25 protein-coding genes are annotated in these 26,506 nt (G+C 40.8%); 8 read left to right on the top strand and 17 right to left on the bottom strand.

The genetic code is table 11. The annotated features are described in order from the left end of the window. Positions 1-970: 970 nt before the first annotated feature. The 3 genes from acnB to A4S05_RS02355 all read right to left on the bottom strand — a co-directional run bounded on the left by acnB (position 971) and on the right by A4S05_RS02355 (position 5,643). Positions 971-3,601 carry a bifunctional aconitate hydratase 2/2-methylisocitrate dehydratase gene (acnB, locus tag A4S05_RS02365; protein WP_069068219.1) on the bottom strand — a complete coding sequence of 877 codons (2,631 nt, stop codon included), beginning with the start codon at positions 3,599-3,601 and terminating at the stop codon, positions 971-973. Positions 3,602-3,958: 357 nt separating this feature from the next. Next, positions 3,959-4,879 carry a DUF4351 domain-containing protein gene (locus A4S05_RS02360; RefSeq protein WP_069068218.1) on the bottom strand — a complete coding sequence of 307 codons (921 nt, stop codon included), beginning with the start codon at positions 4,877-4,879 and terminating at the stop codon, positions 3,959-3,961. Between the two features lie 362 nt (positions 4,880-5,241). Continuing rightward, a complete protein-coding gene (locus A4S05_RS02355) occupies positions 5,242-5,643 on the bottom strand; it encodes a hypothetical protein (RefSeq protein WP_069068217.1) in 402 nt (133 codons plus the stop codon). 948 nt (positions 5,644-6,591) lie between these two features. On the opposite strand from A4S05_RS02355, the gene A4S05_RS02350 reads away from it, so the two are divergent. The 5 genes from A4S05_RS02350 to A4S05_RS02330 all read left to right on the top strand — a co-directional run bounded on the left by A4S05_RS02350 (position 6,592) and on the right by A4S05_RS02330 (position 10,100). Continuing rightward, a complete protein-coding gene (locus tag A4S05_RS02350) occupies positions 6,592-6,912 on the top strand; it encodes a 2Fe-2S iron-sulfur cluster-binding protein (protein WP_069068216.1) in 321 nt (106 codons plus the stop codon). Positions 6,913-7,196: 284 nt separating this feature from the next. Then, positions 7,197-7,376: a hypothetical protein gene (locus tag A4S05_RS02345; RefSeq protein WP_069068215.1), complete on the top strand. Its 180-nt coding sequence runs from the start codon at positions 7,197-7,199 to the stop codon at positions 7,374-7,376. 94 nt (positions 7,377-7,470) lie between these two features. Then, a complete protein-coding gene (locus tag A4S05_RS02340; RefSeq protein ID WP_069068214.1) occupies positions 7,471-8,535 on the top strand; it encodes a DUF3326 domain-containing protein in 1,065 nt (354 codons plus the stop codon). 101 nt (positions 8,536-8,636) lie between these two features. Beyond that, positions 8,637-9,233, top strand: a complete 597-nt coding sequence (locus A4S05_RS02335; protein WP_069068213.1) for a CPBP family intramembrane glutamic endopeptidase — start codon at positions 8,637-8,639, stop codon at positions 9,231-9,233. 246 nt (positions 9,234-9,479) lie between these two features. Then, the gene (locus A4S05_RS02330) at positions 9,480-10,100 is read left to right on the top strand and encodes a CP12 domain-containing protein (protein ID WP_176726896.1); all 621 of its coding nucleotides are present in this window, start codon (positions 9,480-9,482) and stop codon (positions 10,098-10,100) included. A gap of 94 nt (positions 10,101-10,194) precedes the next feature. On the opposite strand, the gene A4S05_RS02325 is transcribed toward A4S05_RS02330, so the two are convergent. The 5 genes from A4S05_RS02325 to A4S05_RS02305 form a co-directional block, all read right to left on the bottom strand. After that, positions 10,195-11,310 carry an LptF/LptG family permease gene (locus tag A4S05_RS02325; protein WP_069068212.1) on the bottom strand — a complete coding sequence of 372 codons (1,116 nt, stop codon included), beginning with the start codon at positions 11,308-11,310 and terminating at the stop codon, positions 10,195-10,197. Between the two features lie 226 nt (positions 11,311-11,536). Then, positions 11,537-12,265 (bottom strand): LPS export ABC transporter ATP-binding protein, encoded by a 729-nt coding sequence (gene lptB, locus A4S05_RS02320; RefSeq protein ID WP_069068211.1) that lies wholly within the window; start codon positions 12,263-12,265, stop codon positions 11,537-11,539. Positions 12,266-12,295: 30 nt separating this feature from the next. Further along, positions 12,296-12,793: an LptA/OstA family protein gene (locus A4S05_RS02315; protein ID WP_069068210.1), complete on the bottom strand. Its 498-nt coding sequence runs from the start codon at positions 12,791-12,793 to the stop codon at positions 12,296-12,298. A gap of 371 nt (positions 12,794-13,164) precedes the next feature. Further along, a complete protein-coding gene (locus A4S05_RS02310) occupies positions 13,165-13,557 on the bottom strand; it encodes a DUF309 domain-containing protein (RefSeq protein WP_069068209.1) in 393 nt (130 codons plus the stop codon). Beyond that, positions 13,554-13,919, bottom strand: coding sequence for a ferredoxin thioredoxin reductase catalytic beta subunit (locus A4S05_RS02305; protein WP_069068208.1), 366 nt, complete (start codon positions 13,917-13,919; stop codon positions 13,554-13,556). Before A4S05_RS02305 ends, A4S05_RS02310 begins: the two co-directional genes overlap by 4 nt. A 430-nt stretch (positions 13,920-14,349) precedes the next feature. On the opposite strand from A4S05_RS02305, the gene A4S05_RS02300 reads away from it, so the two are divergent. Next, a complete protein-coding gene (locus tag A4S05_RS02300; RefSeq protein ID WP_141699625.1) occupies positions 14,350-15,006 on the top strand; it encodes a PEP-CTERM sorting domain-containing protein in 657 nt (218 codons plus the stop codon). Between the two features lie 140 nt (positions 15,007-15,146). Here the strand turns inward: A4S05_RS02300 and A4S05_RS02295 are convergent, their stop codons facing one another. After that, entirely contained in the window at positions 15,147-16,310 is a 1,164-nt protein-coding gene (locus A4S05_RS02295; RefSeq protein ID WP_069068206.1) for a DUF58 domain-containing protein, read from the bottom strand. 558 nt (positions 16,311-16,868) lie between these two features. Between A4S05_RS02295 and A4S05_RS02290 the strand changes: the two genes are divergently transcribed. After that, the gene (locus tag A4S05_RS02290; RefSeq protein WP_069068205.1) at positions 16,869-17,378 is read left to right on the top strand and encodes a hypothetical protein; all 510 of its coding nucleotides are present in this window, start codon (positions 16,869-16,871) and stop codon (positions 17,376-17,378) included. A 537-nt stretch (positions 17,379-17,915) separates the two neighbouring features. Continuing rightward, positions 17,916-18,695: a photosystem II electron transport protein, Sll1252 family gene (locus A4S05_RS02280; protein ID WP_069068203.1), complete on the top strand. Its 780-nt coding sequence runs from the start codon at positions 17,916-17,918 to the stop codon at positions 18,693-18,695. Positions 18,696-18,748: 53 nt separating this feature from the next. Here A4S05_RS02280 and A4S05_RS02275 read toward each other — a convergent pair whose 3' ends face one another. From A4S05_RS02275 to A4S05_RS02240, 8 genes are all read right to left on the bottom strand, one after another. After that, positions 18,749-19,525 (bottom strand): SDR family NAD(P)-dependent oxidoreductase, encoded by a 777-nt coding sequence (locus tag A4S05_RS02275; protein ID WP_069068202.1) that lies wholly within the window; start codon positions 19,523-19,525, stop codon positions 18,749-18,751. 311 nt (positions 19,526-19,836) lie between these two features. Next, on the bottom strand, positions 19,837-20,778 hold the full coding sequence (locus A4S05_RS02270) for a class I SAM-dependent methyltransferase (RefSeq protein WP_069068201.1): 942 nt from the start codon (positions 20,776-20,778) through the stop codon (positions 19,837-19,839). Positions 20,779-21,156: 378 nt separating this feature from the next. Next, the gene (locus A4S05_RS02265; protein ID WP_069068200.1) at positions 21,157-21,714 is read right to left on the bottom strand and encodes a hypothetical protein; all 558 of its coding nucleotides are present in this window, start codon (positions 21,712-21,714) and stop codon (positions 21,157-21,159) included. A 1,061-nt stretch (positions 21,715-22,775) separates the two neighbouring features. Beyond that, entirely contained in the window at positions 22,776-23,381 is a 606-nt protein-coding gene (locus A4S05_RS02260; protein ID WP_069068199.1) for an exopolysaccharide biosynthesis protein, read from the bottom strand. A 97-nt stretch (positions 23,382-23,478) separates the two neighbouring features. After that, positions 23,479-24,363, bottom strand: coding sequence for a lipid kinase (locus A4S05_RS02255; RefSeq protein ID WP_069068198.1), 885 nt, complete (start codon positions 24,361-24,363; stop codon positions 23,479-23,481). A 579-nt stretch (positions 24,364-24,942) separates the two neighbouring features. Next, positions 24,943-25,125 (bottom strand): hypothetical protein, encoded by a 183-nt coding sequence (locus A4S05_RS02250; protein ID WP_069068232.1) that lies wholly within the window; start codon positions 25,123-25,125, stop codon positions 24,943-24,945. Positions 25,126-25,174: 49 nt separating this feature from the next. Next, entirely contained in the window at positions 25,175-25,591 is a 417-nt protein-coding gene (arfB, locus tag A4S05_RS02245) for an alternative ribosome rescue aminoacyl-tRNA hydrolase ArfB (RefSeq protein WP_069068197.1), read from the bottom strand. A gap of 46 nt (positions 25,592-25,637) precedes the next feature. Next, complete coding sequence (locus tag A4S05_RS02240; protein ID WP_069068196.1) at positions 25,638-25,886, bottom strand: RNA-binding S4 domain-containing protein; 249 nt, start codon at positions 25,884-25,886, stop codon at positions 25,638-25,640. Positions 25,887-26,506 lie beyond the last annotated feature (620 nt).

Genomic DNA, 26,506 nt, shown 5'->3' with positions numbered 1-26,506 from the left:
CGTAACTACTTTTAAAATATCGCTCAATAGCTACAACAGGATGGTCAAGAGATTACACTGCGATTTTAACTTGAATTGGACTGGAGACACAATGTTACGTATTTATTTTTGCATTTACCCTAAAATCTCCATTTATCGAATGAGCTAAATTTAATACTTTTTTATAATTGTATACTGATATTTTTATTTGAGCCGAAGTGGTGGTTGTGCGTAGCCTAACCACCACTTTGAAGTGTCTGTTCGCACTCAACAGTAAATCTATATTTGATAACCCGCAACTTGGGTTACTAGCTATCTGTCCGAGTTTTCACCGTCATAATTTAATTGATGAAAAATACAGTAAAGCAAATTTTAATTTATTTAATTTTTCCATTGTGTATAAAAATGATGAATTTTATTTTCATCCCTCTCACATTCCTAACAAATCAGAAACAAAACTTATAAAAATTAATTATCAATAAGTTAATCTCCAAAATCAAGAAAATGATAATATTCCTGAACCACCAAGAATATTATTAAATTGGTTAGGTTCTTTAAGAAACACATAAATAGAAAACTTCACGAAAATTAGACATCAGATATTAACTTTTGATCGTAGGTTAGAAGAAACAGTTGTGAATAAAGAATAGAAGTATTATATAGGACTCATATTTGATTTCTGAAAAAACTCAGTACAACTAAGAAGCGTTCTTCCCTGTTGCCTGTTGCCTATTGCCTATTGCCTATTGCCATTGCCTATTGCCTATTGCCTGTCTACGCAAATTCGTTCAGAAATCAAAGCGGATTCCTATATATGCAAGTAAATATGGCAAGGATAAGATAAGACCATGTGCAGAGTTATGTTTTGATAGAAAATTGAAAAATATACTCTTGTTTCTATGGCTAATTATTCCCAATCGCCAAAATAAAACGATAATATTCCTCTTGGAAATGCTAAAAATTAGGTGGGTGTTATACCCACCTAATTAAACTATACTAATAAAGCCTGCTCCTCCTGAGAAATCACACGCCCTTCATCCTCAAAACCGGCAATTTGATCAAAGTTCAAATACCGATACAAATCATCTGCAAAAGGCTCAATTCTACTCGCCACAATATCCAAATATTCCTGCACTGTCGGAAGCCGTCCTAACAGCGCACAAACTGCGGCTAATTCTGCTGAACCAAGATACACTCGCGCATCTTTACCCATACGATTATTAAAGTTGCGGGTTGAGGTAGAAAATACTGTTGTGCCATCAGCAACTCGCGCTTGATTACCCATACACAAACTGCATCCTGGCATTTCTGTACGCGCACCCGCAGCGCCAAAAACGCTGTATACACCTTCTTCTTTTAATTGGTGTTCATCCATGCGGGTTGGTGGTGCTATCCACAGGCGAGTTTTCACTTCACCTGCGCCTTCCAAAACTTTTGCTGTTGCCCGATAATGACCAATATTTGTCATACAAGAACCGACGAATACCTCTTGCACTGGATCGTTAGCAACTTCCGATAATAATTTAACATTATCGGGGTCATTGGGAGCAGCAACAATTGGTTCTTTGATTTCGTTCAAATCAATTTCAATTATTTCGGCATACTCGGCATCAGCATCCCCTTCTAATAACACGGGATTTGCTAACCATTCTTCCATTTTTGCCACACGGCGCAGCATGGTACGCGGATCGTGATAGCCCCGTGCTATCATATTTTTCAGCAACGCAACGTTAGAACGCAGATATTCCGAAATTGTCTCTACACTCAGCTTAATTGTGCATCCGGCACAAGAACGTTCGGCGCTAGCATCGGTGAGTTCAAAGGCTTGTTCAACTTTTAAATCTGGCAAACCTTCTATTTCCAAAATTCGCCCAGAAAAGATATTTTTCTTGTTCTGTTTTTCTGCTGTCAGCAAACCTTTTTGAATTGCTACGTAGGGAATAGCATTCACGACATCGCGCAGGGTGATACCTGGTTGCAATTCTCCTTTAAATCTTACCAAAACTGATTCTGGCATATCTAAAGGCATGACACCCAAGGCGGCTGCAAAGGCCACTAATCCAGAACCGGCGGGGAAGGAAATACCCAAGGGGAAGCGGGTGTGAGAGTCGCCGCCAGTTCCCACGGTGTCGGGTAGCAGCATCCGGTTTAACCAAGAGTGGATGATACCATCACCGGGACGGAGGGCGACACCGCCACGAGAAGCAAAGAAGTCGGGGAGTTCGTGATGGGTTTTGATGTCTACTGGTTTGGGATAAGCTGCTGTGTGGCAGAAGCTTTGGATAACTAAGTCTGCACTGAAACCAAGACAGGCGAGTTCTTTCAATTCGTCGCGGGTCATGGGGCCTGTGGTATCTTGAGAACCAACGGTAGTAATGATGGGTTCGCAAGATGTGCCGGGACGTACACCAGGTAATCCGCAAGCTTTACCGACCATTTTTTGTGCTAGGCTGTAGCCTTTGCCTGTATCAAAGGCTTGCTGGGGACGGGTGAAAACTGTGCTGGGTTCTAAACCGAGTGCAAGACGAGTTTTGTCGGTGAGGGTACGGCCGATAAGTAGGGGGATGCGTCCACCTGCGCGAACTTCATCGAGAATGGTATCAGGTTTAAGGTTAAAGGTGGAAATAACTTCGCCTGCTTCGTTGGTGATTTCGCCTTTGTAGGGATGGATGGTAATTACCATGCCGGTTTCGAGTTTAGTGACATCGCACTGAATAGGCAAAGCACCGGCATCTTCTGCTGTGTTGAAGAAGATTGGCGCGATCGCACCACCTAAAACATAACCCCCAGCGCGTTTGTTTGGCACAAAGGGTATATCATTTCCCATGTGCCACAACACTGAGTTGATGGCAGATTTACGCGAGGAACCAGTACCAACTACATCTCCCACGTAAGCTACAGGATGTCCTTTCTTTTTCAACTCGGCAATAGTTTGTAAACTTCCCGGTTGCCGTGACTCTAACATCACTAAGGCGTGTAAGGGAATATCCGGGCGAGTTGTGGCGCTTTGGGCGGGTGATAAATCGTCGGTATTGGTTTCGCCAGGAACTTTAAAAACGGTGACAGTAATCGCTTCTGGAACTGTGGGGCGCATGGTAAACCATTCAGCTTCCGCCCAAGAGTCAATCACCAACTTCGCGAAAGGATTAGTTTTAGATAACTCTAAAACATCGTGGTAAGCGTCATACACTAAGAGGATTTTGCTTAAAGCGTTGGCGGCGTAGGCGGAAATGGGTTCTTTTCCTTGTCCGCCCATGACGAGAGGTGTTTCGGATGAGTCGGAGAGGGATACAGTGGGCAATTGCAGCAAATCGATTAGAGATTGCACATTGTAACCACCGATCATTGTGCCCAGCAATTGCACTGCTTCGATGGGCGCAATCAACGGACTGGTGATTTCTTCCTTAGCAATGGCGGTGAGAAATCCAGCTTTGACATAAGCTGCTGGATCAACACCAGGAGAAACGCGATCGCTCAATAAATGTAATAATATCTCCTCTTGACCCTTGGGCGGATTTTTCAGTAATTCACATAATTCTGATGTTTGCTTCGCATCCAATGGTAAAGGAGGAATACCGAGTGCTGCTCTTTCGGCAACGTGTTTACGATATTGTTCTAGCATTTTGATGTTCTCCATTGGGATGTTCTATCTTTAATTATGAAATTTTTAGGCAATACTTGGCTATAAAAGTTTAGCTTACTTTTATGATGAAAGCCTTACTGGTAATCAGTTATTAGCAGATTTTTTTATACTGAAAGTTTAAAAAGCGAATAGAATTTGTTACTACACAAAACTTAGTCTACCTCCGTGTACTAAGAGGATGTTTGGAAAGTCATGATTGATGTATCAAATATTGTTTTACCCCACCCTAACCCTCCCCTTATAAAAGCGAGGGAACCGGATTTTATTGTTTCCCCCCTTTATAAGGGGGGATTAAGGGGGGTAATAATTCGATTTCTCAAGTGTAGTAATAATAAATTAGATTGATTGTTGGTTTAACCAAGTTTCTAAATCAGAAAAACTAGAAAAATCTAGCAATGCTTCTCCTAAATTCTCTAATTTTTCAAGTGATAAGCCTTGAATTTGCTCGATTAATGACGTATCAATCTCACCAATACGGCGATTGAGTTGACGCAATATTAAGTTTTGTTTTCCTTCTTGCCTTCCTTCTTGTTTTCCTTCTTGCCTTCCTTCTTCTCTGGCTTGTTCTCTATTTTTTTGATAAAGTGGTTCTAGTCGCATAATTAACTCCCTATCATCTGCTTCTAATTCTTGATTTACTCTCAAGTTTTCGCGCAAGTTGTAAACTAATTCAAGAGTTTGTTTCTGGTATGGATGATCTAATGGTAACGCTTGCAACTCGATAATCGCTTGTGACTGCACACTTCCCCTACCTAAAAGCCTCAACCATAATGTCTCTGGTGTTTGCGGTAGTTGGTGTATCGCTACAATTGCTGTCCGCAAGGCATCTGGCAGAAAATGCACTCCTGATAACCAACCTTGTTTTTGAATAGTTCCAAAGCTAGACAATCTAGTTTCAGATATGGTTGGTGTAAAAACCCACAATTTGGGAATTTCTGAGTCTTGAAGTTTGGTTTTATTTGCCTTAGCTTCTCGTCGCAGGAGAGCCTTTATTTCTAATAATTTTAGAATACAGTCGCAGATTTCATCGGTAGAAGCTGGATTGCGGTACGGTTCTATAATTGCAGGATGTTCAGCAAATCTTCCTAGCAAACCCAGTATTTGTATATTAGAGCTTTGCTGTTTAGCAGGAGTGAATAAAACATCTATTTCTTTAATCTCTCCTGATACTTTTTCTGATGCCTTGACTTCTCCGTAATCTTTTAATAATTCTTCTAGATAGTCTTTGGCAAATTGATCATGTATAAACCTGGTCATTAAATCTTAAGATTTCAGAAGTTCTGGGTTAATGCAAAGTCTTATTATATAGCAAGCCTGAATCATTCGTGATGAAATAGATCCACGACTTCTTTGAGAAGTCGTGGATCTGCTGGACACCTTTAATTTTCACCAAAAACTTGGGTCTAAAGCCATGTCTTTTGAGGACGGCTTTTTATCATTGGTGACAGGACTTTAAATGAGTAATGAGTAATGAGTAATGAGTCGATGAGAAATGGATATTTACTTATTGCTTATTACTTATTACTCCAAAATTACCGACTCTTCTTTCTCGGTGAGTATGTCAAAGATACTATTCTAAAAAAGTTAAAAACAGATTTTATAATCCTTTTGACTTCCCGCTAGGGCGTGGCGGTTATTGCATTTTCATTTAATTTTTTATCTGTGTTCGATTTCAAGCGTGTCAATCTGCTTTTACGGATACGTTCGCTGTCTCTAACGCCGCCTGCAAGTTCATATTCATTGCTGTTTTTGCCGTATTTGAAACCAACTCCAGTCAGCATTTTATCTGAAACCTGACTTAAGGTTTTTTCCATCTCATCCAGTTTTTTTCTAGAAGAGTCAATCATAGCTATAGCAGCGTTATAATCATCAAGCATATTGTGAAAATTGTCTATTAATTGAGTCAGGTTTTGCAAGTTGTAAGTATCATCAAAATTTATATTTGGATCGATAGCTTTCAGACCGGCAACTCTAAACTCAGCTTTTTCTAGAATCCGGGAACTACGTTTTCTTCTAGTCATAATTTTACACTTTTCAAAGCTTTACAGAACTATTTTCTCTCAATTAACCTGGATTCTGGTTCAGCAAAAAGCGCATTTTTTTTAGTAAAAGTTTTTATTTGTGTCCGTGGTTTTTCGGATTTTAACAATCAAAGGTTGATTTTCAGCAAAATAATATTATGTTTAAGCAATAGATAATAGGGCATTATCATAGGTGTCAAATTACCCCCCTCAATCCCCCCGATGCATTGGGCTACGGTGTACACACAAGTNNGACTCAATGAATGCATTCCCAGTCTGAGACTGGGAACGAGGAACGAGGAAATGCTTATCAAGCTAGGTTTTTAGGACTTGTGTGTACACCGTAGGATGCATTGGGGGGAAGCCGGAAATCTAGTTCCCTCCCCTTTACAAGGGGAGGGTTAGGGTGGGGTAAAATGCCTGTGGAATAAGGGTTTAACACCAATGAGCATTGCTATGCCCCTACAAATAGTCTGTATTCCATATTGCTTTAACTTTAAGCCTTAATGTTGTAACTTTAAGGCTTTATGTTCTTGCTTTAAGGCTTAATTTTGTAACCTGAAGGCTTAATGTTATAACCTTAAGGCTTTATGTTCTAGCTCTAAGGCTTTATGCTGTAACCTTAAGAGTCAACATTGTAATATTGATGACCAAAGTTGGTTGGTGAGTGCAACCATCGCTACATAGTGTATATTGTTGATTTACAGCGATCGCAAGAAACGCGATGCCTACGGCGGGCTACGTCTACGCGAATATTTTATAGTAAGCAAATTTAACTAATTTATTTGTGTATTATATTGTAAATAATGTTACAAACATACAAAATATTCAGAATTAGCTGCTATTATTATCAATCTTTTACCTAAATTTTTGTGGTAACATCTGGATATTTTTAACTAATTCAGATAAACTGATAAATTTGTCCGTTGCATCACGCTTCTTTTGTATATGCCCAAAACTTACACCGTAGAAATTGATCACCAAGGCAAAATTCATACCTTGCAAGTTCCTGAAAATGAAACGATCTTATCAGTTGCCGAAGCTGCTGGTTTGGAACTGCCGAGTTCTTGTAATGCAGGTGTCTGCACAACTTGCGCCGGTCAAATAAGCGAGGGAACTGTAGATCAAGCTGATGGTATGGGCGTTAGTCCAGATTTGCAAAAGCAAGGTTACGTATTGCTTTGTGTTGCCAAACCCCTTTCTGATTTGAAAATTCAGACCGAAAAGGAAGATGTACTTTATCAGTTACAATTTGGCAAAGGCAAATAATCAGAGAACAGTTATCATGATGATGTTTGTAAAGCCCTGGCGACTAGAAGTCGCGGCTACACAGACAAAACCTGCCTCCGCAGGTTAAAAACCCTTAATTTTTTCTTAGTCCACGGAGGTGGCCTACCCTGCGGGAACGCCAAGGGCGAATGTTTGTGTAGTAGCAAATTATATTCGCCCAATACTTTTAAAACATCCTCTAAGTACTTTATAAATAACACAAGGATTTTATAGCAACTGATATCAGTTATTCTAGAAACTACAAATCAACAGGATTTACCAAAATGACGACTCATTTTATTACCGCAGAAATTGATTTACAAGAAACTCCCGCAGAATTACTAGAAGTCATTGAAACAGAGTTAAAGAAACAAGGCGAACCTCTGCGTTGGGCAGTTACTTCTGTAGATGCTGACGAACAAAAAGCTACAGTTGAAGCTGTGGTGACTACAGTCAATAGTTAGGAGTTAGAAGTTAGGAGTTAGGAGTTAGGAGTTAGTATTTGATGGCTTGTTATTCATAAACTCATAACTCATAACTCAGCACTCATAACTTAAGATGAATCGTCCATACACCGCTATCTTAATCGTACCAACAGGCGTTGGGGCTGCCATTGGGGGTTATGCAGGAGATGCTTTACCTGTTGCCAAACTTATAGCACAGGTTTGCGATCGCCTAATTACTCACCCCAATGTCCTGAATGGCGCAAGTTTGTATTGGAATCTGCCAAATGCTTTCTATGTTGAAGGTTATGGACTTGACAAATTTGCCTCTGGATGCTGGGGTTTGCGTCCAGTCCGCAACAACAAAGTAGGTTTGCTTTTAGACCAAGCCATTGAGCCAGAGTTACGGCTAAGACATATACAAGCAGCGGATGCAGTTAGAGCCACTCTAGGATTGACCTTAACAGATTATGTAATTACTGATGCACCATTAAATGTAGAACTACGGACTACAGCATCGGGAGCGAGTTGGGGAACAATTGGCAACCCAGATAGCTTGTTAAGGGCAGCTGAGATATTAATTAAAAAAGCGGGGGCAGAAGCGATCGCAGTTGTTGCTCGTTTCCCTGATGATATGGATGAGGAAGCAGTACAAAAATACCGCCAGGGTGAAGGTGTTGATTCCTTAGCGGGTGCAGAAGCCGTAATTAGCCATTTGCTAGTGCGAACCTTTCAAATTCCTTGCGCCCATTCTCCCGCCCTTTTGAGCGAACCTCCACAACCTAATTTATCTCCCCGTTCCGCCGCCGAAGAATTGGGCTATACTTTTTTGCCGTGCGTCCTTGTAGGATTAAGTCGTGCCCCACAATTTATAGTAGACAGAGGAACAATAGCATCACAGCAAGGAGATATTTGGGCAGATGAAGTAGATGCTGCGATCGCACCTGCAAATGCTTGTGGTAGCAGTGCCTTACTGAGTTTAAGCCAAAGACAATGCCAAATAATTACAGTAGAAGAAAATAAAACTCTGATAAAAGTTCCTGCCCAACCTTTGGGGATCAAATCTATACAGGTAAACTCATATTTAGAAGCAGTAGGTGTATTGGTAGCACACAAAGCAGGTATCAATCCTTCCGCTCTCCGTCCCAAATTATTACCTTTGCAGCCAATTAGTCATTAGTCATTTGTCATTAGTTATTTGTCATTAGTTATTTGTCATTCTCTCTCTGCTTCTCTACCCCGCATACCCAATGCCCAATGCCCCTTAAAAATTAAAAACCCGTGGTTGAACAACAAAAGCAAGAGCCAGAAATTCCATACCTGACACGCATACAAGTACTTGGAGCGATGGGAGCGACTGCAATCATTTTGTTGATAGTCGCCAAACTTTCGTTATACTTTGGCAACTTTTCCCTATTTTCTTGGGATTTGAACCAAAGAGAGTTGCTTTTAGGCGTAGGATTGGGATTCCTCATCACCGCGTTAAGTGGCTTAACTTATCGCCTTTGGACTGCCTATCGTAAAAGTGCAGATTATTACCTAGAAGTGGTACTAAAACCTTTAGCTTTACCAGACTTAATTTGGCTGGGGTTGCTACCAGGGCTGAGTGAAGAATTATTATTTAGAGGTGTGATGCTGCCAGCTTTAGGCTCTGATTTTACAGCTGTAATTGTATCCAGTCTTTGCTTTGGCATCTTACATCTTAGCGGTTCCCAACAATGGCCCTATGTAATTTGGGCAACGATTGTCGGGATGATATTAGCATATAGCGCTCTACTCACAGGCAACTTATTAGTGCCGATTGTCGCTCACATTATTACTAATTGGACTTCTAGCTATTTCTGGAAAATGTGGCAATTGTCGGCAATCAAAAAATAAATGGCTCTAAATATAGCGCTTTCAAAGACTGCTGTACCCTCTTAAATTAGGAATTAGGAATTACGAATTACGAATTAGTAATTATTTGGTCACATTGGATAACATCAGAAGTTGACAACTGGTCTAACTTATTGTTGTAGCTGGCAACTTTTTTACTTTCTAGTTAGCAAACTGTGCGCTGCAATGCTTCGATACGTCCATGAGGGCGCTGTGCTGCACCGGACTATTAACCAGGAGACTACAGCAATGATGAAAGCTGAAGATATCATGACCAAAGAGGTAGTTACCATTCGCGGTTCGGCAACTGTTGCTGAAGCGGTGGGGCTGATGAAAGATAAAGGATTGCGGGCGCTGGTTGTGGATCGCCGTTATGACAATGATGCTTATGGTATTGTCACAGAAACAGATATTGTCTATAAGATAACAGCCTACGGTAAAGACCCAAAGCAAGTACGGGTTTATGAAATTATGAGCAAGCCCTGCATTGTGGTCAATCCTGATTTGGGTGTGGAATATGTAGCGCGGTTATTTGCTAACACTGGTATTCATCGAGCGCCTGTGATTCAAGGCAAGCTGCTGGGCATCATTTCGATTACCGACATTTTGACTAAAAGCGACTTTGTGGAAGCGCCAAGAGGGTTACTGCTGGAAGAGAGAATTAAAAAAGCAATTGATCAGGCTCGTGCTATTTGCACCGAACAAGGTGCTTATTCTAAACCCTGTGCAGTCGCCTGGGATGAAGTAGAAGAACTCCAAGCAGAAGCAGCTCATCAAAAATCTGAGGGTATGGTATCAGCCAAAGTCTCTTTTGAAGAATACTGCAAGGAAAATCCAGATGCGCCCGAATGCCGAAATTATTACCCGTAATTGAGGTGGGGGGCAGGGGAGCAGGGGGGCAGGGGAGCAGAGGGTAAGTTGCAGTAAGTCTTTCCCCTGTGCCCAATGCCCTATGCCCCTCAATTTACCGTTTCGCAACTCGCATCAATAAGAATAGACCTATTCCCAAAAAAGCAAAGTTGGGCAACCAAGCTCCCATAAAGGGAGAGAGGACACCTGCTTGTGCCATTGCACCACTAATAAAGAAAATTAAGTAGTACGAAAAAATTACTACGACACTAATCCCAAAGCTGGTACCTCTTCCAGTCCGCTGGGGTATGCTTCCCATCGCTGCACCTACCAAGCCAAAAACTACACAGACAAAGGGTAAAGAGATTTTTTGTTGAATCCGCACTTGGAGTTTACGAATTTTTTGGCGATCGCCACCAAGATATTCTACTTCTAGTTGATCTAATGCTTCAGAAATATTCATTTCACCATAGTCTCGGCTTTTTTCTGCCAGACTTAATGGCGTGCGCGGTAGTTGCAGTTGTTGCTGTTCAAATCTAACAATGTTGCGATAAGAGCGATCGGCAGCGACAAAATAGATCGTGCCGTTGTAAAAATCCCAAACACTTTGAGAAGGATTCCACTGGGCGGATTCAGATACCAAAATTTGATTCAGACCTTTTGTTGAGCGATCTATAATCGTCAAACCTGTCATACGCTTACCATCAAACTGGTCGGCGTAAAACAAGCGTGTCAATATCCTACTCCTAGAACCATCTGGCTGAACAACATCCTGATATTCAGGATAGAAAATATTTTGCTGTTTAAAAGTTGGTTTGTCTGATTTCAGGGCTTTCTCTAAAGTCGTTGCTGCTTGATAATTTGCTGCTGGTGCAATTTGTTCGTTAAATACAAATGTCATTCCTGTAACCACAAGACTTAACATCACAGCAGTTAGCACCATGCGATAGACGCTGACTCCACAACCACGCAGGGCAATTAGTTCGCTCTCGCTAGAAAGACGACTGTAGGTCATCAAAGTAGCCAGCAGCGTAGACATGGGAAAAGCTAAAACGATAAAGTTGGGAAACTTTAACAAAAAAACTTGAATAGCAATATCTATGGGTAGCCCAGATTCTACAATTTTTCTGACCAGATCAAATACAGCATCAATAGTGACGCCAATTGATGAAAAAGCTCCGACACCAAAGAAAAACGGCGCTAACAATTCGCTGGCAAGATAGCGATCCATGATCGTAAAAGGCAGCAGCGAATGGAGACTGTAAAAAGACGTGAACTTCTTTGATATCATAAGCCGATTTAACAGTTAAATATTGGCAACCCTGGTGAAGCAAAGCATATCTACTGTATTTAGTATCAGAATTTAATTTTAAATAGCAAAAGATTAACTAATAAATTCATGTTTAAGAATAAAAATCAAAATATCCTTTGAAATTATTAACTAAATAATTATGAATTTAGACTTGAAAATTATCCCCTAAATAATATTGCCGCACGAGGGGGTTGCCGTAGAGTTCGTCAGCACCACCAAAAGCGAGGATTTGTCCCTCACGCATGATGTAGGCGCGATCGGTGATGGCCAGGGTTTCGCGGACATTATGATCTGTAATTAAGATTCCCATACCGCGATCGCGCAGTTGTGCCACGATTTGCTGAATTTCTGAAACTGCGATCGGATCAACTCCTGCAAATGGTTCATCCAAAAGTAAAAATTTTGGCCCTTCTTGCCCAGCCGCTAAAGACCTTGCTAATTCCGTCCGCCGTCGCTCACCACCAGAAAGTTGAATGCCCTTGCTATTGGCTAATTTTTCCAACCGAAACTCCCGCAGTAAAGTTGTCAGTCGTCTTGACCACTCCCATCGTGGCACATTCGTTTGCTCTAGCACCAACAGAATATTATCCTGTACCGAGAGTTGGCGAAAAACACTTGGTTCTTGTGCTAAATAACCAATACCCAATCGTGCCCTTTTATGCATTGGCATTCCCGTAACATCCAGATTACCTAGCCAGACTTTTCCTTGATTAGGTTTTTCTAGACCTGTCGCAATGTAAAAGGTCGTTGTTTTACCAGCCCCATTGGGGCCTAGCAAACCAACGATTTCGCCCTGAGCAACAGAAAGGTTTACACGATTGACAATTACTCGCTTACCGTAAGATTTGTGAATATTCTCTAAAACAATTTTCACGCTGGAGGCACCCTTTCTTGGTGGTAAATGCTAATTAGAAGGCTTGAATGCCGGTGTCTGTGGGGCAGGTGCCGCAGTTTGTCCATTATTCTCTGATTCCTGAATCATGTAGATGGACTCTACCTGACGGTTGGATTGAGGGAGAGCGACAAATCGGCCTTCATCAATTAAATAGGTTACCTTCTCTGCCCGAATACTGTTACCACCCTGTTGCAAAATATAGACGTTGCCAGTGAAATCAATTCGGCGTTCTTTACTAAAGTACTGTGCTTGGGCAGATGTTGCTTGAAGTTGGCGAGAAGGATACAACATTTGCACATTACCGCGAGCGGTGATTACTTGGTTTTTGGCGTCATATTCTTGCACATCAGCACGGATAGTCAAAGGGCGATTTGCTTCAGATGTTTGTGCAGTAGCGGTTTGCAGTTGGGTAGGGAATGTAAAAGCGCCCAAGAGTGCAGCTGGCAGCATTAAAGCTAATCCAAAGCGACGCATTTGTGATATGGGCAATTGATAGCAGGGCATCATAGGAGTTTGGGATTCAGGATTGCAGCTTGTATTCTAATTATCTCAAGTACTTTATCCAGATATGAAATATACAATCTGGAGTGATTTACGATAACTACTGGCTGAAATAGTGACGCTACCCCCAACCTCAAGGTTTCAGGTAATTGGTATCTGATTGAAGGAGGCAGGAGGCAGGAGGCAGGATAGCGCAGCGGTAGCTCATCCTGGAACGTCGGGCAGTTTTCCTCTACTCTTGACTGCCCGACGCTCGCGGACTCGCTAACGCTGCGCTATCTGCCTCCAACATCCTCGGTAAAAATGATGTAGGCAGAATTACATGAATTCTGCCTAGCAAGGATTTGGGGCAACGCATAACTAATTTCACCACAAGTCTAATCAGTAGTCAGCACAATTTTAGGTAAAGATAAGATTTGATCTTTTCCCAAATCGCCAGATGTAATCTTATCTGGCCCTATTTGTTGTAATGTCGTCAACAATGCTGCGCTCTGACTCAATAGTTCATCTACATCAACGCCACCGTAACTAGATGGGTAACGCCGTAGGCGATTGCCGCCTTCTCCCAATAGAATAACTGCACCTCGCCAGTTCCGATTCTCCAAATGATATAGGGCTACAGAAATTTGGAGAATACCTTGATAAAAAGTTTTTTCTGGTTCGCTGGCTTCAATCCACAAAGCTTCTAAAGTGTCATGACAAGCGTAGAACTGACCAGAATTAAATTGTTCTACGCCTTGCCAAAACTCTTGGGGGATGATTTCGCTCATCCCATACTGTCTCGGACTTCTTTAATTGTTTCGAGAGAGATGTCTTGTTTGTCTCCAGCAAACTCGTTGTCTGAGGTGAGGAACAACATACAATGGCACTCTTTGCGTTCTCTCATTGGCACACAAGGACAGTTCCAATACGTGGCATGGACTTCAGCTTCTTTATCTTCATAATGGCGACAGGGACATAAAGGCGCACCTAGTTCGTCTTTATGTTTAGCTAGTCCTTCAATCACAACTGCGGTAACAGAAGGTTCAGAACAGAAGTATGTTCCAGTCCGCTTGGCGTATTGTTCGGAAAAATGCCGCATTGCCTCTAGGCTTTTATCGCTGGATTTTGTGTTATGTTCTGATGTGATCATGTCGCTCATAATTTAAATATTTCTTTGCATTGTACCTCAGCCTCATGTGAGGATTACTGGGTGGATTTCCCCAACCTTGCTGGTTCAAAGGCTGATATGTCCGGTGGGCTGGGATCAGATAAAATCTAGGAAATCACAACTTCTAAGCTAATCAAAATTCAAATTACATCTTGAGGCAGAATTTAAAAGTCAAGAGGTTAATTTATTCTCACCCAAAAACGATGCTGTGACGCATCTAAGGGTAGATACGGGATGCGCCCCTTTCCCAAGTTTTTGTATTATTTACTTGATTTATCCATTGTACTGAGTTTTATTTATCATAACTTTATAATATTTTATCAAAAAAATAATTAAAAGAACTTGTCTATTTTGCTACCTAGTGTAAACTTTGATGTGTTTCATAAAACAAAAGTTACAACTTCTACTATTTATGACCACTTCAATCGTTGCGAAAAAGTTATCGACTGCTGCGATCGGAGCAACAATCATTGTTTTGGGAATAGGAGCAGTAGCACAAGCAGCTGTTTTAACATTTGATGATATAGCGCCTATTTCAGGTTTCACTCTAATTCCTAACGACTACGGTGGATTTAATTGGGATAATTTTTACTACACGAATGGCTCGAATGCTATCTCACGTACAGGCTATGACAATGGCAGAGTGTCAGGAGACTACGTTGCTTTCAACGGGTTTGGAAACCCGGCCTTAGTCAGTGATGATGTTTTTGACTTCAACAGTGCCTATTTAACAGCTGCTTGGAATGATGGTCTTTCGGTTACTGTAGAAGGTTTAAATAGCGGTGCAACCCTGTATTCAAAAACTGTGGTTGTAGATACGACACAGCCAACTTTAGTTAATTTTGATTATTTTGGTGTTGATGAATTAAGGTTTACGTCCTTTGGTGGAGTTGAGCCAGATTATCTTGTAGAGACGGGTGGTAGTGGGACACAGTTTGCGCTAGATAACTTTACCTTTAATGAAAAAGCTACATCTGTTCCCGAACCTAGATTGCTACCAGCACTATTGGCAATCGGGGCTTTAAATGCTGGTTTGGTATTAAGACGTAAACAGTTAAAGCAAAGTTAACTTAAACTTTGCCAGAATGCCTAGAAGTCGTGGCTATACGAACAAAACCCACCTCCGTGGGCTAAAAGCTTTACAGATTGTAAAGGTAGGCTTTGTTCGTATAGCCCTTCTAGAGTGTAGTTTTTTGGTGAAGGTATCGATCAATACGAATGTAATGTTTTTTGTAGCTGGGGTTGCAGAGGGCGATCGCTTTCCAAAACTATACCAGGATGCTCCCAATTGATTACTTCTTGTTCTGGTGGTGAGGAAATATTTGGCCACAAAACCCAGCGGCTACCTTGAGGAAGAGTAGAGAGACTCAGGGGGTTTTGAGTCAGCCAAATCAAGGAGCAGCTTTTAGGAACTACTGAACTAGCATCTTCTAGGGCGGTTGTTGCTGCTAAGGTTTCTAGTACAAAGCGATCGCCTTTTATTAAATTTGTGGATGCTGTCCATAGTTGCACCTGTAATTGCTGTCGCTGTGCATAAAAATACAGTGATGCTGCGGCAATTACTGCTTGTTCAAAGTTTTCTTCTTCCCAATTGCTAGCGCTGTCAAGGGCAATAACTATTTCTTGTCCACCTGTCACCATTTCTAACTCCCGCACCCTTAATTCCCCATAGCGGGCGCTAGTCCGCCAGTGAATCAGACGAGTCGGATCTCCAACGCGGTAAGGACGGAGCGATCGCACCAGCCCCGTTGTTGCTGTCTGCAAGGGTCTGCCACGAGGATCGCCCCTTTTGCTCTCTTCTTGCCCCATTTCATCCACTAAGGGACAGGTAGCTAAGGGTAACACTGTCGGATAGACGATCGCTGTGGCTGCACAATCACGTTGACGGCGACACCAAAATAATCCTAAAGGCGCACCAGAACCCAGCTCGACTGTGTGCCAGCGATAAACGCCCCGGCGCTGGGTAGGATGGTAATATACCCAACGGTAACTGCCTTGACTAGGAATTGTTTCTATCGCCTTTTGTACTGGTTTCCCTAAAACGAAAGGCAGCATATCCTCGACTTGCAACAAAGTTACAGGCTGCTGTGTCTGATTGCGGATTTCTAACTCGACAGTCAGATCATCGCCTGCTGAAACAGGTTGCATAGGACGGCGGGTGATGGATAGACCTGTGAGCGATCGCGGCGGTAAAATGGCTGCTACACCCAAAAGGGCAAAACTGATGCCGCTAATGGCGTACAGCCAACCAGCCATCGTATTTACACCTGCTCCAAAAAAACAAATCGCCGTTGCTGCTAGTACCCAACCGCCGTATGCAGGGGCACTAGCGCGGGTTTCTAACCAATTGGTGATGGGTTTGATGATTTTCATGTTTCTTTTTTAACCCAACGCCACTCGTAATTCACAGTATTTCAGGGGGTTGCTAAAAAATCCATAATAGTCATTTGTCATTTGTCATTTGTCATTGGTCATTAGTTAGGACTAAGAAAAGCTCAAAGGCTTGTGTAGCCTAATTATCACCTCGTTTCCAGCCTTAATACCTACGGTGTACAAGTCCTTCTCACTACCAGTCCTCGAATTACCCCACCCTAACCCTCCCCGATGCATTGGGGAGGGAACTAGATTTTATATTTCCCCCCTTGGCAAGGGGGGATTAAGGGGGGTAATTCGACTCGTGTGTACACCGTAGGTATTAAGACTGGGAATGTCTTCTGAAAGGGCTGCTGCCTATCGTCAACAAAGAGAAGGCAGAGCCGTTTCCCAGGCTCCAGGCTAGGAAGCTTTGAGAGCAAAGGCTGTGTCGTGTCTTAACCTAGTGCCATTTGTCATTTGACAAATGACAAATGACTCCGCACAGCAGTTTGATTCGACCAGGACTGATACGCTGTTAATTAAGGCAAAACTTCTATTAGACAAATTGTAAAATCAATGAATTACCTTGTTGCCGTATTACCAGACCGCATTCAAGCCGAAGCTGCTTACTTAGCTTTAGAAAAAGAAGGCATAAACAGTACCATCCTGGGGAGGGGATATAAAACGGCTGACGAGTTTGGCTTAATTGACCCCAAAGACCAAGCTAAAAAGCAAGCAAAACTGATGGCAACCTGGCTGATACCGTTTGGCTTTTTTGCAGGTTTTACATTCAGCCTCATCACTGGTTTAGAGACTTTTGCCTGGGCGGGTGAAGTTGGCAATCACATCGTTGGCGGACTGCTAGGTGCTGCTAGTGGTGCTATGGGTGGTGTACTTGTGGGTGGTGGAGTCGGTTTACTAATAGGGAGTGGTGATGCTTTACCCTATCGCAACCGCTTAGATGCGGGTAAATACTTAGTTGCCGTTCAAGGTTCTGAAACTCTCACTCGGCAAGCAACCCGAATATTACGACAATTTGATCCAGAAAATATCCAAGGTTATGCTGACACCAATACTGTGTATTGAATGAATCATAGTTCACACATTCCGACACAGCGACTTGAGTTGCTTTCCTGTTCTTTGGAGGTGGTTCAAGTCGCTGTAATCAAAAACAAATTCCAATAGGAAGTGCTATCAGCTGATGCCAGCAGGGATTTGCTTTTGAAGCAGTAGAAACACTGGTAAATTTTGCCTTTACTCACCCAAAACTCAAAAGAACGATCGCACTGCCTCAATTTGCATTCTGGAAAAATTCGGAATGCAACAAATTCGTAGAGATAAAAATCTGCTGAAATGGGAATTAAAGTTAAAATCAAGATATAGGACTCATATTTGATTTCTGAAAAAACTCAGTACAACTAAGAAGCCTTATTCCCTATTCCCTATTCCCTATTTGCCTATTGCCTATTGCCTATTGCCTATTGCCTATTCCCTATTTGCCTATTGCCTATTGCCTATTCCCTATTGCCTATTGCCTGTCTACGCAAATTCGTTCAGAAATCAAAGCGGATTCCTATTGTCATAGCAGATTAATTCTCAATTCATAACTCATAATTTTTAAGAATGTTGCCACGAGAAGAACTTTTAAAAGGTGTTGAAAATCGAGATAGTGTAGCTAGGGTAATCGACCAAGCAGAGCAAGCCATCAAAACTTGGGAAGTGGTTTTGACTGATTTTCTCTCTCCTCCAGAATTGGCGGAAATTCAACGGGTGTTTAACCGATTAACAGAAGTGCAATTGACGGCGTGGGGTGGATATCCGCAAGCTGAACGTCAAAGAATAGTGATCGCTCGTTCGGAACTTCCCTTAGATCAATCTCAAGTCAGCCTTGTCGCTGTGGAAATTGCTGGTAATTTCCTATTTGATACCGCCTCTCACCGCGACTTTTTAGGCGCAATGTTGGGAACGGGAATTGTTCGTGAAAAAACGGGAGATGTTATTGTCTTGGGAGAACGAGGGGCGCAGGCGATTGTCGCACCAGAGTTGGTGGAATTTTTGGAAATGAGCCTCAAACAGGTGCGATCGGTTCCTGTGAAAACTCAGCAGATTGAGGTAACTGAACTAAGGGTTCGGGAACCAAAGAAAAAAGAATTAACTACTGTGGAAGCTTCTTTGCGATTAGATGCGATCGCATCTGCTGGTTTTGGCATGTCCCGCAGCAAAATGGTTGATTTCATTGATGCCGGTGATGTCCGCGTCAATTGGAAGGAAGTTACCCAAGCTAGTTCTCAAGTTAAATCAGGCGACTTAATCGCCATTCGCTCTAAAGGACGTTTAGAAGTTGGCGAAATCGCTGTGACAAAAAAAGACCGTTACCGAGTTCAATTAACAAGGTATGTGTAATCAGTGAAGAGTGAGAAGTTAGGAGTTAAAACTCCTAACTCATAAAAATATACTTAGGCTTTAAAGCGTTTTGCTAACATATTCAGCAGAAGTTTCCGCGGTACGAGTCGAGATAATTTGCTTCTAATTTGAGTGTTAGTATCAGAACTAATAACAGTTGGATAGCCTTTTTCCAAAGCCTCTAAAGATTCCCAAACCACTTTTTGAGAAGAATACATTTTATCTGTAGTGCTTGCTAGCGCTGGAGGAAAATTAGCTTCGGCAAAAAAGTTTGTTTCTATTGGCCCTGGACAAGTTACTAAAATATGTACACCATATTGACGATTTTCTGCCCATAGCGCTTCACTAAAGCTGAGAATAAAAGCTTTACTGGCAGCATAAACAGAAAGGTATGGTATTGGTTGAAAAGCCGTAATTGAGGACACGTTAATAATACTTCCAGAGCGACGTTGCCGCATCAAAGGGAGAAATTTATGGGTTAAATCTACCAACGCTAAAATGTTTAACTGTACAATTTTGACTTGTTTTTCTCCATCACCTTCAGCAAAGTCGCCATAGTAACCAAAACCAGCATTATTGATTAACAAATCAATGGTTAAGCCTTTTACTTTTGTGGCATCAAACACACTAGCAGCTGCATTGGGTTCGGTGAGGTCTTTTACTATAACGTCTACTTGAATTTTGTGTTGTTCTCGTAATTCTGTAGCTAATTGGCTTAGTTTCTTTTCGGAACGAGCAACAAGTACAAGATTTGTATTGCGTGCGGCTAGTTCTTGAGCAAAGGCTTTACCAATACCACTAGAGGCACCAGTAATTAAAGCAGTTGGCATTCTACATATTCAGATAGTTTTTATTTTTAAGCACCATTAAAATTTTAACTATGGTGGCTATAAGTTTTAACTACCCAAAGTGATATACCCAAAAGAGTAAAAGCGCTACCTACTAATAAAGCCTAAGTGGAGAAAGCCCCCACTCAAAACTTCTCTTTTCCTAATACCAATTCTCTGTAAAGCTGTACATTATTTTTCCCCAGACCAAAAGAGAGATTGTTGGATTTTTATCCAAAAACTATTGCCTCCCAACCTCTCCAAGGCATCGGGGAGATGCCTTGGAGAGGTTGGGTTATTTCTATGAGTGTTCATCAAGAATTGGTATAATAATTAACATTCGGAAGCGATGTGAATTCTCCAACTACACCGATATGGGAGATTCTTAAGTCTTCTTCATCTGTATATTGAATAGACGAGTCAATTTTTTCTGGTAATTCTCTGTATTTGCACGACCACTCAAATACAAATCTAGAGTCCAAGTGCTTAAGGTTAGAAAATATCTGCTTCCATTGGCTTCGTCTAATTCGATTTCCCCACCTTGATTGTAACTCTCTTGAGTAAGCTTCTTGTTGATAAACAAAGAAATCAAATGGCCTTTCTTTTAAATTTTTATGATCAAGTAAATGAATGAGATGAAACATAAAGCCATCTTCAGAGAGGCTACTTACAAGATTTTCTAAAAGTGGCACAACATCATCAACTGGTACATGCTCCAACACAGATTTGGAAAAGATGAAATCTATTTTTCCTTTACTAGGTAGTTTTTGAGATAAATCAATTGGAGCAACGTATTCTATACCCAAGTCTTGTAAGACTTCTACGGTTAAATTTTTTAATGAAAGTAGTTTCTTTAAACGCAAGTAGATAATCTCACGATCTTCAAATGTAGATAGACTATCTAAGATACTCCAATCTACAGACTTACACACGGCTTTAAAAATATTTTCTGGTTGTAATAATGGGTAAACATCGGTTGCATAAACCTTTTTGGCTCCAAGAAGGTAAAAGACTAACGAATGAGTCAGCAACCATCCACTTCCAATTTCAAGACAAATTTTATCACGTAATACATATTTATCTTTACCAGACTGAAGTAGATAGATAGCAACTTCATTGGCACAAATATCAAGCCTTTTGCCCTCAACAGCTAGCTTACTTGAATGCATTTTATTATATAAAGCTTGATATAGTTCAGATGATCTAATCACCGATTTGGTTCGTTCATCAAGAAGATTCTTTACTAGATTTTTCATTTTGCACACCTCTATTGCTTAACTTATTGGGAATTGAACACGACACTATGAAGTGTAGCAGTTAGATGTGTTCTTGTATAAGAGAAGCACTTAGTACTTATTACTTTTTATACAAAATAGGCTAAGGTAATTCATAATTATCAATCAGTTTTATACTATTTCTGTTTGAAGATGCGTCTATAAAACTGATACAAAACTACAGACTGTAGCGACAATTTATGTAGACGCATACTCCTATGTCGAAGCAAGCTACGCAAAGCGTCTGTCTACGACACGCTACGCGAACGTAGAGAAGCGGCTACTCTTACGAGAACCCTTTGCTTTGCTTTCAGCGAACAATTTTTATCATAGTGATTCAAATTTATTTGAAATTGCTAATTACCATTTTTCAGACCAATAAATAATTTCTGAAGCAGAACTATTAATAGCAACGCCGTAGCTATCTCCATGATTCCACTTGAAGCCAGGTCTACCTTTGTCCTCTGTATTTAATACCAGTATTTCATAATTAGCTGGAAAAGATTCCGCAGGAGAATCACTGGTGTAGAAGAAAGTTGTCGGAACACCGTTAGGCTGGTTTATGTGGTCGTTTGTGTTTCCACCCTTATATTTGTGTTTTGCACTACTTCTGTATTGTGAAAGTAATTTTTCTATCTTTTGTGGTGGCTCTTTCAGCCTAATTTGAAAAAAACTACTTCCTTGCAAAGATTTGGGAGAATAAGCAATGCGAAAGTCTTTTGTATCAGAGGAAATGTCATGAGGAAAATGTTTTACTTGGTCATTATCAGACCATAGTTGATTCCGAATTTCTTTGTAGCGTGATGTATCAGTTATTATTTTAGGTTCGCTAGTATTGCTAAAACTTGTTCTCAGAAAAAAGCTTCCCCCGACAATACTAAGACTAGCAAGGGCTAATAGAAATTGCGATCGCTTCATCAAGTTGGGTGTGTCTAACTTTTATAGTCATATACCCAACTAATAAACTAAATTCGTACTATTGCGGATATCCGATCAGAGATATTAACAGAAACTTTGTGTATTTAGAGGAAAATCAGGATAATTGTAAAATTACTGTGAAGTCGGTCAATGATTACCTAGTCAAAAACCGTAGGTGATCCTCATTGAGGCTAGTACCGCAAGGCGGAATTAAAAATTAAAAATTAAGAGGATGTTTGAAAAGTACTCTTGTCGGTATCAAAAGTTTTAGATCCCCCTAAATCCCCCGATAAATTGGGGGACTTTGACTCCGGTTCCCCCTTTTTTAAGGGGAGCCAGCGCGGTCTTGGGGTCTCCCCAAGTGGAGCGACTGGCGTGGGTTAGGGGGGATCTAAAGTGCCTAAAATCACAGCGAAACACTTTTCAAACAACCTCTAAGACAGCGTAAGGGTTTTGTTGATTGGGAATGGGTGGTTTATTTCCGCCGTGCTGTACTAGTACTAGCGTTGTAGCTAACGAAATCAATTCCACAGCTATCCATTTTTTTCAATTCTTCCTGATGCAGCAAGAACTAAGGCGGATATATAAATAGTAGATGCACCTTAATTAAATCACAGCCTTCAGCTTTTAGTTGGGGGCTTTTTTTTATTGCTGATATTTTTTATTCGGGAAAAATAAATTTTGTTAAAAGTCTAATTTGCCCGGATATGGCAATAGCTAAAGTGGATTACTAAATAGTAGATGCACCTTAATTAAATCATAGCCCTCAGCTTTTAGTTGAAGGCTTTTTTATTGCTGATATTTTTAATAAGTAAGAAAATATGGGACTCATATTTGATTTGGTGAAAAAACTCAGTACAACTAAGAAGCCCTCTTTCCTGTTGCCTGTTGCCTGTTGCCTATTGCCTGTCTACGCAAATTCGTTCAGAAATAAAAGCGAATTCCTATAAATTTTGTCAAAAGTCTAATTTACCCGGATATGGCAATAAATAAAGTGGATTAATAAATGGTAGATGCACCCTAATAAATTACAGCCCTCAGCTTTTAGTTGGGGGCTTTTATTATTTAAATATAGATGGCAGCAAACTGGGAGCTAACCATACTGCATAACCAAGAAATCCAAATAGCAAGGTAATCAGGGCAGTAATGCCGTAGCTGATGCAAATTAATAAACCGTCCGATTCGATAGTGGCAACAGTCAAAAGTAAAATCCCTATAGTGGGAATGGGATTTGTAAACGGAATTGGTAATATTAGTAATATTGTTAATAAAGAGATACAAAACCCATTGATTCGCCAAATTAAAGGATTATGGGCTATTTTTGGCAATCGGGGACGGGCGATTTTCTGGAAAACTTTGGTAAGACGTCCCAAATTTTGCAAAAGCAACTGGGCAAAGGGACGAGGAAATTGGTAGTTAGCGATTTTTTTGGGTAGCCAAGGCGATCGCCTCCCTAAAAGCATTTGCACTGATAACAGTAAACAAGCAGCACCAAAAGGCCCAGTTAATCCTGGTGGCATAGGAAATAAAAAGGGCAAAACTAATAATGTAATTACCAGGCTGAAGCCTCGTTCTGAGGTTTCTGCCAGAATATCACCTAGAGTCAGTGGTTGTTCTGCTAGGCGTTGCAACAGGGACTTTATATCTTCAGAAAATCTCAGATGCATTTGGCGTGAGTTGATGCGAGTTCCCACATTTGTAGCAGAGGGAGATATTTTAGATTTTGGATTGAAGGAAAATCTAAAATCTAAAATTGAATGACTCCTAGCTCCTGATTTTTGAGGGTACTAAAACAGATATAGCTCTAGGTATAACCCGAAAATGAGCAGGAGTGTAAGTAGTGATTTCACCATCTGTATTAATAGGGCGCGGTTTGCGAGTATACACCTTTATTTCTTGACCTTGAAGAGAACGCACATTCTCCCAATGTATATGTCGCCCTTGTCTCATTGCGGGTAGTAATAATATAATTTGCCACCAGTGTTGAATTTCTAAACTATAAAGGTCTAACCTTTGGTCATCTATAGTGGCATCATCGGCCACTGCCATACCGCCGCCGTAATAGCGGCCGTTACCCACAGCAATTTGCACTGTTTTGACACGAACCGATTCACCGTTGATCACAATCTCAGCAGAAAAAGGTCTAGCTTCCCAAAGTACTTGCAATGCAGTAGCGGCATAAGCAAATATTCCCCAACGGCGTTTGACTTCTTTGGTAAGTCGTTGGGTAATTTTTACACTCAATCCCAGACTGGCAACGTTAAAAAAGTGCTTGCCGTTTACACAACCCAAGTCGATGCGCTGTAAATTTCCATCTGCAATAATTTTGCAAGCTTCGCTAAGGGAATTGGGGATTCCCAAAGTCCTTGCTAGATCGTTGGCAGTTCCCAGAGGCAAGATTCCCAAAGGTAACTGAGTATCAATTAAAGCATCTACTGCGGCATTTAGAGTGCCATCTCCTCCACCAATAATTACGAAGTCAACTTGATGCTGATAGCGAAGTATAACTTCAGCAAGATGTTTGGGATTTTCTGTAGATTCCTCAATTAAATCAAAGTCGAGTGTCTTCAGATATTCAATCGCTTCCGACAGACCCTTTTCCCCTTGGCGGGCATGACGATTTACTAACAGCAGTGCGCGGGAACTCATGGTTAGTACCTTTTGTAGTTGATATGTCCAATTATCCGCATCTATATATTCTGCTTTAAGGTAACTATAAAAAAGTGTTTAGGCTGTTCTGAAGTTTATAAAAAATTATTTTGTTAACACCTATTATATTGTGAATGCTAACTTTTTAATTTTCCTTATTATCTAGTTTAGCTCTATTAGTACTCAGTGTATCAATACCCAGGAAATATAATTATTACTCAATGTTAACTATGATTTAGGTATTTATTTTAATAGATAGAGCATTATTCAAATAATATCATGCCCCAAAAAATGGATATTTTTGATTAGTATAGATACATATTTAGAGATTTGATTTGTATTGATAGTTATACAAATTCTTTGTGAAGCCACACAAAATCAGCCTTGGTGAGATAAATTTCTCAAGCCACTTGTTCTATGCAACCTCACAGGTAATCGGTATTATAATTATTTAATTTTTGTTTGATAAAAAATTATATATGTCAACTTATGATGTGACATATTGGAAACTGTCTACGCTAAAGCGATCGCAGCTTGAAACCAGCTTTGTCCTGGAAATCCCTATTTTCATTGGGAATTTTACTCTTGTGACTCTTTAGGGCCAGTATCACCACCAATAATTGCTTGAAATACGTCTCCTAGTAAAAAGAAAAACGCCCCAACTAACAATACAAACATTAAACTAGCAAGGGCCGCAAAGGGAGAGAGGATAAACAAGATTAAAAGCCCAAACATCAAAATCTTTAGTAATGTCTTATTCATCTTTTTTAACATTGAATAATACGTATATTTTCTACTAATAGTCGATGAATCAACAATCTGTCACCTGCCCTCTGTTAGATTTAACCTGTCCGCGCTTAGTTTTGTAGTCAAGGCGCTTTCTTTGAGAACTGCGAGTTGGTTTGGTGGGTTTGCGTTTTATCGTCACTACAACTGCGCTTTGAATGAGTTCTTGAAGTCGTTTCAAGGCTGACTCCCGATTATTCTCTTGGCTTCGGTGTTCCTGGGCTTTGATTACGACAACTCCTTCTTGGGTAATGCGTCGATCGTTCAGCTTTAAAAGCTGTTGTTTATAATAGTCGGGTAATGACGAAGCCACAATGTCAAAGCGCAAGTGGATCGCGGTGGAAACCTTGTTAACATTTTGGCCTCCGGCTCCTTGGGAGCGAATCGCAGTAATTTCAATATCAGTCTGTGGGATAATAACTTTGTTGGAAATTTGCAGCATTACTCACAAGGAAAAAGAGAAACTTTTAAATTTGGGATAGACTTTCTTACTCGGTTTGTTCGGTGAATATGACTACATCTTCATCTTCATTGTTTAAATTCACCTCTAAAGTCTGTCCTTGTATTGTCACTTTATCACCTGGTACTAGTCGCCGTCCTCGTCGGGTTTCTAACATACCATTTACTTGGACATCCCCACCTTGAATCATCAGCTTGGCTTGGCCTCCAGTTGGCACTATACCCATCAATTTTAAAAATTGATTTAACTTAATTGTGTTGTCTCTGACTTTCTTCATCGTAAATAAAACTACATTACCTTAGAGGATGTTTGAAAAGTAGTATGTTGTGATTTTAATCGAATTATTACCCCCCTTAGTCCCCCCTTATAAAGGCTACGGTGTACACACAAGTCTTGAAATTCCACCTGACACTTGTTTTCGTCCTCTAGCAATAGGATTGTGCGATCGCTCTTGAAGCCTGTCATTGCAAGGAGGAACGACGAAGCAATCGCTTTAACTTACGGGATTATGTGATTACTTCGCTCCGTTATCACTGCGCTCTTCATGACCATTTTTGGGGTCTATAACGCCTGAAACCCTTTCAGATAGTACTTGTGTGTACACCGTAGCTTATAAAGGGGGGAAACAATAAAATCCAGTTCCCTCCCCTTATAAAGCTACGGTGTACACACAAGTTGAAAAAAGATCAATTTCCCATTGTTCTTTCGTTTATCTCGTTCCTATGCTCTGCATAGGAATGCCTGTTTAGAGGCTCTGCCTCTAATCAAATATTGAGTCAGAGACTCAATGAATGCATTCCCAGTCGGAGACTGGGAACGAGGAACGAGGAAATGCTTATCAAGCTAGGTTTTTAGGACTTGTGTGTACACCGTAGCCTTATAAAGGGGAGGGCTAGG

The organism is Nostoc sp. KVJ20 (assembly GCF_001712795.1).
Classification (GTDB): Bacteria; Cyanobacteriota; Cyanobacteriia; order Cyanobacteriales; family Nostocaceae; genus Nostoc.
Note: the sequence above shows the minus strand (reverse complement) of the source record. Positions and strands in the feature narration are given on the sequence as shown.

What these genes read in the sequence shown, in the direction of transcription:
- acnB (WP_069068219.1), bottom strand. Translation starts at nt 3,601, where the DNA reads ATGCTAGAACAATATCGTAAACACGTTGCCGAAAGAGCAGCACTCGGT.
- A4S05_RS02360 (WP_069068218.1), bottom strand. Translation starts at nt 4,879, where the DNA reads ATGACCAGGTTTATACATGATCAATTTGCCAAAGACTATCTAGAAGAA.
- A4S05_RS02355 (WP_069068217.1), bottom strand. Translation starts at nt 5,643, where the DNA reads ATGACTAGAAGAAAACGTAGTTCCCGGATTCTAGAAAAAGCTGAGTTT.
- A4S05_RS02350 (WP_069068216.1), top strand. Translation starts at nt 6,592, where the DNA reads ATGCCCAAAACTTACACCGTAGAAATTGATCACCAAGGCAAAATTCAT.
- A4S05_RS02345 (WP_069068215.1), top strand. Translation starts at nt 7,197, where the DNA reads ATGACGACTCATTTTATTACCGCAGAAATTGATTTACAAGAAACTCCC.
- A4S05_RS02340 (WP_069068214.1), top strand. Translation starts at nt 7,471, where the DNA reads ATGAATCGTCCATACACCGCTATCTTAATCGTACCAACAGGCGTTGGG.
- A4S05_RS02330 (WP_176726896.1), top strand. Translation starts at nt 9,480, where the DNA reads ATGATGAAAGCTGAAGATATCATGACCAAAGAGGTAGTTACCATTCGC.
- A4S05_RS02325 (WP_069068212.1), bottom strand. Translation starts at nt 11,310, where the DNA reads ATGGATCGCTATCTTGCCAGCGAATTGTTAGCGCCGTTTTTCTTTGGT.
- A4S05_RS02315 (WP_069068210.1), bottom strand. Translation starts at nt 12,793, where the DNA reads ATGATGCCCTGCTATCAATTGCCCATATCACAAATGCGTCGCTTTGGA.
- A4S05_RS02310 (WP_069068209.1), bottom strand. Translation starts at nt 13,557, where the DNA reads ATGAGCGAAATCATCCCCCAAGAGTTTTGGCAAGGCGTAGAACAATTT.
- A4S05_RS02305 (WP_069068208.1), bottom strand. Translation starts at nt 13,919, where the DNA reads ATGATCACATCAGAACATAACACAAAATCCAGCGATAAAAGCCTAGAG.
- A4S05_RS02300 (WP_141699625.1), top strand. Translation starts at nt 14,350, where the DNA reads ATGACCACTTCAATCGTTGCGAAAAAGTTATCGACTGCTGCGATCGGA.
- A4S05_RS02295 (WP_069068206.1), bottom strand. Translation starts at nt 16,310, where the DNA reads ATGAAAATCATCAAACCCATCACCAATTGGTTAGAAACCCGCGCTAGT.
- A4S05_RS02290 (WP_069068205.1), top strand. Translation starts at nt 16,869, where the DNA reads ATGAATTACCTTGTTGCCGTATTACCAGACCGCATTCAAGCCGAAGCT.
- A4S05_RS02280 (WP_069068203.1), top strand. Translation starts at nt 17,916, where the DNA reads ATGTTGCCACGAGAAGAACTTTTAAAAGGTGTTGAAAATCGAGATAGT.
- A4S05_RS02275 (WP_069068202.1), bottom strand. Translation starts at nt 19,525, where the DNA reads ATGCCAACTGCTTTAATTACTGGTGCCTCTAGTGGTATTGGTAAAGCC.
- A4S05_RS02270 (WP_069068201.1), bottom strand. Translation starts at nt 20,778, where the DNA reads ATGAAAAATCTAGTAAAGAATCTTCTTGATGAACGAACCAAATCGGTG.
- A4S05_RS02265 (WP_069068200.1), bottom strand. Translation starts at nt 21,714, where the DNA reads ATGAAGCGATCGCAATTTCTATTAGCCCTTGCTAGTCTTAGTATTGTC.
- A4S05_RS02260 (WP_069068199.1), bottom strand. Translation starts at nt 23,381, where the DNA reads ATGCATCTGAGATTTTCTGAAGATATAAAGTCCCTGTTGCAACGCCTA.
- A4S05_RS02255 (WP_069068198.1), bottom strand. Translation starts at nt 24,363, where the DNA reads ATGAGTTCCCGCGCACTGCTGTTAGTAAATCGTCATGCCCGCCAAGGG.
- A4S05_RS02250 (WP_069068232.1), bottom strand. Translation starts at nt 25,125, where the DNA reads ATGAATAAGACATTACTAAAGATTTTGATGTTTGGGCTTTTAATCTTG.
- arfB (WP_069068197.1), bottom strand. Translation starts at nt 25,591, where the DNA reads ATGCTGCAAATTTCCAACAAAGTTATTATCCCACAGACTGATATTGAA.
- A4S05_RS02240 (WP_069068196.1), bottom strand. Translation starts at nt 25,886, where the DNA reads ATGAAGAAAGTCAGAGACAACACAATTAAGTTAAATCAATTTTTAAAA.